This window comes from Clostridiales bacterium (assembly GCA_017961515.1).
GTDB lineage: Bacteria > Bacillota > Clostridia > Acetivibrionales > RGIG10202 > RGIG10202.
Genome location: JAGCXC010000007.1, coordinates 1 through 2,176 on the forward strand (window position 1 = coordinate 1; position 2,176 = coordinate 2,176).

Below are 2,176 nucleotides of genomic sequence, written 5' to 3' on the forward strand. Positions count from 1 at the left end.
TCATCTTCCTGTGGTTTCTTATCTTTGATAATTTTTTGGAATAACTTAACAAGTGGGGTAGTTAAACCAATTAAGATGAATAACTTGAGTGTGTTGTATAAAGTATTGAACATAGCAAGTTGTGTATGTGGTGCACCTGGGAACATCTTAGCTAAAATTGCGCCATATGAAGCAGATCCATGAGATGCTGCATCTAGGATTAATCCTAGAACCAAGAATATAATTGCACCAAGAATATTATATACAACGTGTATAATTGCTAATCTCTTTGCATCTGGAGTACTTCCAATTGCTGCCAAAATACCTGTAACACATGCGCCTGTACTTGCACCAAGTACCATATATACACCTTGGTCCATTGAAATAAGTCCACTGAATACCATTGTGATTAAAATGGATGTCATGACGGAAGCACTTTGAAGTATTGCTGTTAAAGCAACTCCTAAGAATACTAAAAGTATTGGATTTGAAATAGATGCAATGAATATTTTCAAACTTTCCATCTCTGCAAAGCTTTTCATGGATGAAGACATAATGTCTAGACCTACGAATAATAAACCAAAGCCAGCGATAATGGATCCTGCAACTTGTGCTTTATTAGATTTGGCAAAGAGCATTAAAAATGCTCCAATACCTGCAAAAGCGGTGAAGATTACAGATGTTGAAATGGATTCTCCGCCGAACATACCTAATGCAACGATTTGTCCTGTGATAGTTGTACCAATGTTAGCACCAAATACAACAGTGGAGGCTTGAGCAAGAGTCATGATGCCAGCATTCAAAAAACCTATGGCCATAACTGTAACAGCACCGGATGATTGAATAGCTACAGCGGTAACTGTACCGAGTCCTGCACCAATAAACTTAGATTTGGATGTTTTTGAGAATAAGTTTTTTAATCTGCTACCAGATGCAGCTTCGATATTTCTACTTAAAATTCTACAAGCTATTAAAAATACACCTATACCGGCTATTAGCATTAATATTGAGGTTGCAATTTTAACTCCCATGGAAATCCTCTCAAATATTGATTAAAAGAATTATAGTTTATTATAAACTAAGGTGTAAAGTAATTTTTGTTGTACACGTGTAAATAAAATTGTTCCACTTAACATAGACGATTTTGACAATTTTTTACATTTTCTCTTGTAATTTTTTGCCACAAAATTTGTAAGATAACCAGTTAGAATTGCGAAAAATGGCTATTTACTTTTTTACATTACTCAGTGTAAAAACGCCAAAAAATAATATTCTATCTTGATAAAATTGTCCATTTTTATTAATTCTACGCTTCGTAGATAAAATTACAATAAATCTATAGATGGTAGTTTTAGATTAAAAATTTTTATCCTTTTTTAGTAATGCATATTGTATTGTGAGGCGATTTTGTTGTATAATATTTAAAACAAAGTTTTATTCGCATATACATGATGTAGATGCAAATAGTTTAGGAGATTTTATGAGACAAGTTAAGAAAGCTGTTATACCATGTGCAGGATTTGGAACAAGATTTTTACCATTTACAAAAGCAGTACCTAAGGAGTTATTACCAATTGTGGATACACCTGCTTTGCAGTTCGCTGTCGAAGAAGCAGTAGCGGCGGGAATTGAAGAAGTTTTGATTATTATTTCACCTCAAAAAGTTTCTATTAAAGAATATTTTGGAGATAGTGTTGTTTTATCCAAATTTTTAATGGATCATAACAAAATACAAGAATATGCATTAGTGCAATCTATTTCAAATCTTTGTAAGGTTAGTTATGCTGTTCAAAGTGTAATGAAAGGTAGTGGAGATGCCATATATTATGCTGAAGACTTTGTTGGAGACGAACCTTTTGCCGTACTTTTTGGAGATGATGTTATATATACCGGGGAAGGACCATCTGTTACTAAGCAGTTAGTAGATGCATATAATAAAACAGGTGCAACAATTCTTGGTGTGCAACAAATGCCTGAAGAAATTTTAAGAAGATGTGGAGTAATGATTCCAGCAGAAAAAGATGGAAAACTCACAAGAATTAGTGGTCTTATTGAAAAACCACAAAATGAAATTCCAAGCAATTTATGCTCACTTGGTAGATTTATTCTGAAGAATAATATCTTTGAGCAATTAAGGGAAACTCCAAATGGTATTGGTGGAGAATTATTCTTAACAGATGCAATTTCTTTGCTTGCA

General features: G+C 33.2%; 2 protein-coding genes. One reads left to right on the forward strand and one right to left on the reverse strand.

Annotated elements, in window-relative coordinates; all coding sequences use genetic code 11:
- The coding region (locus J6Y29_00275; GenBank protein MBP5426328.1) for a Na/Pi cotransporter family protein at nt 1-1,010 on the reverse strand (1,010 nt) is incomplete at its 3' end.
- Between the two features lie 449 nt (nt 1,011-1,459).
- On the opposite strand from J6Y29_00275, the gene J6Y29_00280 reads away from it, so the two are divergent.
- Nucleotides 1,460-2,176: UTP--glucose-1-phosphate uridylyltransferase (locus J6Y29_00280; GenBank protein MBP5426329.1), on the forward strand; the 717-nt coding region annotated here is incomplete at its 3' end.